The 4,326-nt window shown below is 70.5% G+C and carries 5 protein-coding genes and 1 pseudogene; 2 read left to right on the top strand and 4 right to left on the bottom strand.

Features of this window, described 5'->3' with window-relative positions; all coding sequences use genetic code 11:
* A pseudogene (locus tag FRAQA3DRAFT_RS36135) lies at positions 1 to 820 on the top strand (hypothetical protein); the annotation flags it as partial.
* 135 nt (positions 821 to 955) lie between these two features.
* Positions 956 to 2,365, top strand: a complete 1,410-nt coding sequence (locus tag FRAQA3DRAFT_RS17960; protein WP_009740468.1) for an ABC transporter substrate-binding protein — start codon at positions 956 to 958, stop codon at positions 2,363 to 2,365.
* Between the two features lie 87 nt (positions 2,366 to 2,452).
* On the opposite strand, the gene FRAQA3DRAFT_RS17955 is transcribed toward FRAQA3DRAFT_RS17960, so the two are convergent.
* From FRAQA3DRAFT_RS17955 to FRAQA3DRAFT_RS37400, 4 genes are read right to left on the bottom strand one after another with little or no spacing between them, the layout of a single operon-like run.
* Positions 2,453 to 3,049: an ATP/GTP-binding protein gene (locus tag FRAQA3DRAFT_RS17955; RefSeq protein ID WP_009740467.1), complete on the bottom strand. Its 597-nt coding sequence runs from the start codon at positions 3,047 to 3,049 to the stop codon at positions 2,453 to 2,455.
* Complete coding sequence (locus FRAQA3DRAFT_RS17950) at positions 3,030 to 3,389, bottom strand: DUF742 domain-containing protein (protein ID WP_009740466.1); 360 nt, start codon at positions 3,387 to 3,389, stop codon at positions 3,030 to 3,032. Before FRAQA3DRAFT_RS17950 ends, FRAQA3DRAFT_RS17955 begins: the two co-directional genes overlap by 20 nt.
* A 25-nt stretch (positions 3,390 to 3,414) precedes the next feature.
* Entirely contained in the window at positions 3,415 to 3,837 is a 423-nt protein-coding gene (locus FRAQA3DRAFT_RS17945; RefSeq protein WP_009740465.1) for a roadblock/LC7 domain-containing protein, read from the bottom strand.
* Entirely contained in the window at positions 3,834 to 4,019 is a 186-nt protein-coding gene (locus FRAQA3DRAFT_RS37400) for a hypothetical protein (protein ID WP_232291653.1), read from the bottom strand. Before FRAQA3DRAFT_RS37400 ends, FRAQA3DRAFT_RS17945 begins: the two co-directional genes overlap by 4 nt.
* Between the last annotated feature and the right edge of the window lie 307 nt (positions 4,020 to 4,326).

Below are 4,326 nucleotides of genomic sequence, written 5' to 3'. Positions count from 1 at the left end.
CGACACCGACAGCCTGCAACCGGTTTCCGCCCCGTCCGGGGGACGGTCCACCGCCGGCGGCCGCGCGGGCGAGAACGGCCGCTCCGACACCGGCGAGCGGCGGCGCACACCTGGCCGGACGGGGCGGGGCAGTGCGACCGGACCGGGGGCCCGCCGCCCCGGGGGCCGGCGCGGGGACGCCACCGGCGCCCATTCGGGCCCGCAGCGGCGGTCCGCGCGCGGGGCGACGTCCTCGGGTCTGCTGGAACCGACCGACCGCCGGGACGAAACGCCCGAGGACGAGCTGGCGGGCGAGGACAGGCTGGCCTGGCTCCGGCAGGGCTGGATCGGCCCGCTGGCGGTCGCGCTGGTCGTGGCGCTGCTGGCGGTCGGCGGCTACGTCCTGCTGCGCGGTGGAGGCGATGCGGGCGGCGCCACGGTCGCCCCGACCCCGACGGCCGACGCGTCGCCCACCCCGGCGACGACCAACCCGGACGCCCTCACCGGTAAGGCGATGATCGACGGCAGCTGGCAGTGCAGTCCGGTCACCGGCACCAACCCACTCAAGCTGTCCGCCGACGTGGCCGGGGTGCTGGTGGTCGAGCGCACGGCCGGGGCCTACACCTGGGACGGCGCCGCGGGCCAATACACGATCACCCCGGTGGCCGGCAACGACGGCGGGAATGTGATCGGCGACGTGAAGTTCACCAGCGGCCCACTGAAGGATCTCGCGGCGGTGCACATCGCCAAGCCGGGGGCCGGAATCCGCGGCAAGGCACTGGGTACCCTTGAACTCAAGGCGAGCGGGACCGCGCCGCACCGAATCTGCGGAGTGAACTGAGAACATCCGTCCCCATGCTGACGGTAAGCGAGAACGGCGAAATGTCTGTTCTAACCGGCGGGTCGACCTTGCCGGCCGGTCGGCCGCCGACCCCGGTTGTCGGGTTTAGAGCGGGGTGCGGCAGGATCAGGTGCCATGCTCAGGTCTGACCGCGGTATGGGTGGCTGGCGGCGTCCGGCCGCCGGCAACGAGAAGGATGTGTCTGGCGGGGTGGGCGGCGGCGTCCCGGCAGCCGCCGAGACCGGTCGACCAGCCGTCGACCGGCGCAGTCTGCTCCGCTGGGCCGGGACCGCCGCGGTGGCCGCGCCGGCCGCCGGGCTGCTCGCCGCGTGCGGCGGGTCGTCGTCCTCCGGCGGCCCGCGCAAGGTGCGTCTCGGGTACGTGACCTCCCGCACCGGGACGCTCAGCTCGTACAGCGTGGTCGATTCGTACGTCGTCCAGGCGATGCGGACGATCCTCGCCGACGGGATCAAGGTGGGTGGGCGTAGCTACCCGGTGGAGATCTTCGTCCGCGACTCGGAGTCCGACCGGCACCGGGCCGGGATCGCCGCGACCGACCTCATCTACAAGGACAAGGTCGACATCGTCCTGGTCGGTGGAACCTCGGACACGGCCATTCCGGTCGCCGATCAGTGCGAGATCAACCAGGTTCCCTGTATCTCGACGAACGCCCCCTGGCAGTCCTGGTGGAACGGGCGTGGCGGTAACGTCGACATGCCCTTCCACTGGACCTACCACTTTTTCTGGGGGATGGAGGACGTCGTCGCCACCTATGTGGCGATGTGGCGTCAGCTCGGGATCACCAGGGTGGGGTTGATGTATCCCGCGGACGATGACGGTCAGGCATTCGCCAACCCCGGCTTCGGAATTCCCACCATCCGCAACTTCGGTTTTCAGCTGAACTCGCCGGCGAGCTCGGGCTACCAAGCGGGAGCGCCGTCGTTCGAGTCCTACCTGAACGCGTTCAAGGACGCCGGCGTCCAGGCCGTCGTCGGGGTGGCCCAGGCGGCGGACCTCGCCACCTTCCGGCGCCAGACCCGGACTATGGACTTCACGCCGAAGGCCCTGACCGTCTCGAAGGCGTTGGACTTCCAGGAGGACGTCCTGGCGCTCGGGTCCACCGGCGACGGGCTGACCACCGAGGTCGCCTGGTCACCGTCCCATCCTTACCGCAGCTCGCTGACCACGAAGACCTCCCTGGACCTGGCCAACGACTTCGACCGCGCCCGCGGACGCGGCTGGACGCAGACGCTGGGCTTCTCCTACGCGCTGTTCGAGGTGGCGGTGAAGGCGCTTGGCGGCGCCGCGTCACTGGAACGGGAGGCCATCGTCGCAGCCATCAAGGAGGTCGATGCCCAGACGATCGTCGGGCCGGTGGCGTTCGGCTCCCAGCCGAACGTGCCGAAGAACGTGGCCCGCACCGCCCTGGTCGGCGGCCAGTGGGACCTGGTCGACAACCGCTTCGCCCTCAAGATTGTCAACAACAGCGGCAACAGCAAGGTCGGGGTGGACGCGCCGCTGCGCGAACTCCCGCCGCCGGTCTGAGTACCGGCCGTCGCTGACGGAATGCGAGGCTGACGGAACGCGAGGGGCCCCGGGACGAGTGTCCCGGGGCCCCTCGCGTGTCACGGGTCAGGCGCGGGCGGCTGCCCGCGACATCGTGTGCTCGACCACCGCGATCAGCGCGCTCTTGGTCGAGTCGCGGTTGCGGGCGTCGCAGGTGATGATCGGTACGGTCGGGCTGATCTGCAGTGCCTCGCGGACATCCTCGATGGAGTGCCGCAGGATGCCGTCGAAGCAGTTGACGCCGATGACGAACGGCAGCTGGCGCTGCTCGAAGTAGTCGACGGCGGCGAAGCAGTCAGCGAGCCGGCGGGTGTCGGCGAGGACGATCGCGCCGATGGCGCCGCGGACGATGTCGTCCCACATGAACCAGAAGCGGTACTGCCCAGGCGTCCCGAACAGGTACAGGATCAGGTCCTCGTCGAGGGAGACGCGGCCGAAGTCCATCGCGACCGTGGTCGTGGTCTTGTCGGTCAGGTGGGTGAGGTCGTCGACGTGGGCTCCCGCCTCGGTCATGACGGCCTCGGTGCGCAGCGGGACGATCTCGGACACCGAGCCCACGAAGGTGGTCTTCCCGGCGCCGAATCCTCCCGCCACCACGATCTTCACCGAGGTCGTGGCGACGGAGGAGTTGACCCGTCTGTTGTCAGAGCTTTCGAAGGCCACTGAGAACCCTTTCGAGCAACGCGAGATCCGGTGCCTCGTCGCGGTCAGGCTGCTGGTGGACGCGGACGAAGCCTTCGTCCGCCATGTCGCCGACCAGCACGCGGGCGACCCCCAGAGGCACCCGGAGCCCGGCGGCGATCTCCGCGATGGATCGCACCTGCCGGCACATGGCGGCGATGGTCTGTTGCTCGAGGTTGAGGCCGAGGGCCCGTTCCTCGCCGAGCGGCGTCGTGAAGACGAGCGCCTCGATGGCGAGCTCGTAGCGTGACCGAGTACGCCCGCCGGTCATCGCGTAGGGACGGACGACCGGACCGGGCGCGTTCTCGGGATCGATACTCACCCTGACTCCCTGTGCTGCCGCGCGTTCACCGCGGAAGCGTTCCCTGCAGCTCGGCGCGCAATGCCGGGGTGAGAACATCCTTCGCCCGGCTGACCAGCAGTGCCATCTCGTACCCGACCAGGCCGATGTCGCACGATGGCGCCGCCAGTACCGCCATGCTCGCACCGTCGCTGATCGACATGATGAACAGGAAGCCGTGTTCCATCTCGACGACGCTCTGCGTCACGGCGCCCGCCTCGAACACGCGCGCCGCCCCCTGGGTCAGGCTCACCAGTCCCGAAGCCACCGCGGCGAGCTGGTCGGCCCGGTCGCGGGGAAAGCCGTCGGAGACAGCCAGCAGCAGCCCGTCCGCGGACACCACCACGGTGTGGGCGACACCCGGGACCCGATCGACAAAATTGTTGATCAACCAGTTGAGGTTCTGGGCCTCAGAACTCACGGGTGTCACCGTTCCTCCTGCGCGTCACGTCGAGGATTCCTCGCGGTGTCGACTCCGACATCACGTCCCTGCCGCACGCCCTGGTAGAAGCTGGCAAGCCGGCCACCGACGGCCTCGGGAGACCTGGCCGAGGTGTCGGCGGGACGCCGGCTTGGCGCGGGTTCGGCGCTGCCGGGCACGAGATGGGTCATGGGAACTCGCACCGGTAGGCCCGATCGCGTCACGCCACCGGTGCTCGGCTGGCGCAACGACTCGGCTGCCTGCCAGCCGGCGTCCCCGGGAGAGCTCCAGCCTCCCCGGGCCGGCGGCTGAGGTGCTGCCTGGTGCGGTGGCGCCGACTGGTGCTGTGCCGGCGGATGAGGCTGCCCCGCCGGCTGGTGGGACTGGGCCGCCGCGGCGTGCTGGGCCGCCGCAGGCTGGTGCTGTGGGCTGGTGCCCGGCTGCCCGGCTCCCGGCCGCACCGGCCCGCCGGGCTGCGGGGGCTGGTGCTGGGTCGCG

It is taken from the genome of Frankia sp. QA3 (genome assembly GCF_000262465.1).
Classification (GTDB): Bacteria; Actinomycetota; Actinomycetes; order Frankiales; family Frankiaceae; genus Frankia.
The sequence above is the reverse complement of the archived record's forward strand: the minus strand, read 5'-3'. Positions and strand labels throughout refer to the sequence as shown.

What these genes read in the sequence shown, in the direction of transcription:
- FRAQA3DRAFT_RS17960 (WP_009740468.1), top strand. Translation starts at nt 956, where the DNA reads ATGCTCAGGTCTGACCGCGGTATGGGTGGCTGGCGGCGTCCGGCCGCC.
- FRAQA3DRAFT_RS37400 (WP_232291653.1), bottom strand. Translation starts at nt 4,019, where the DNA reads ATGACCCATCTCGTGCCCGGCAGCGCCGAACCCGCGCCAAGCCGGCGT.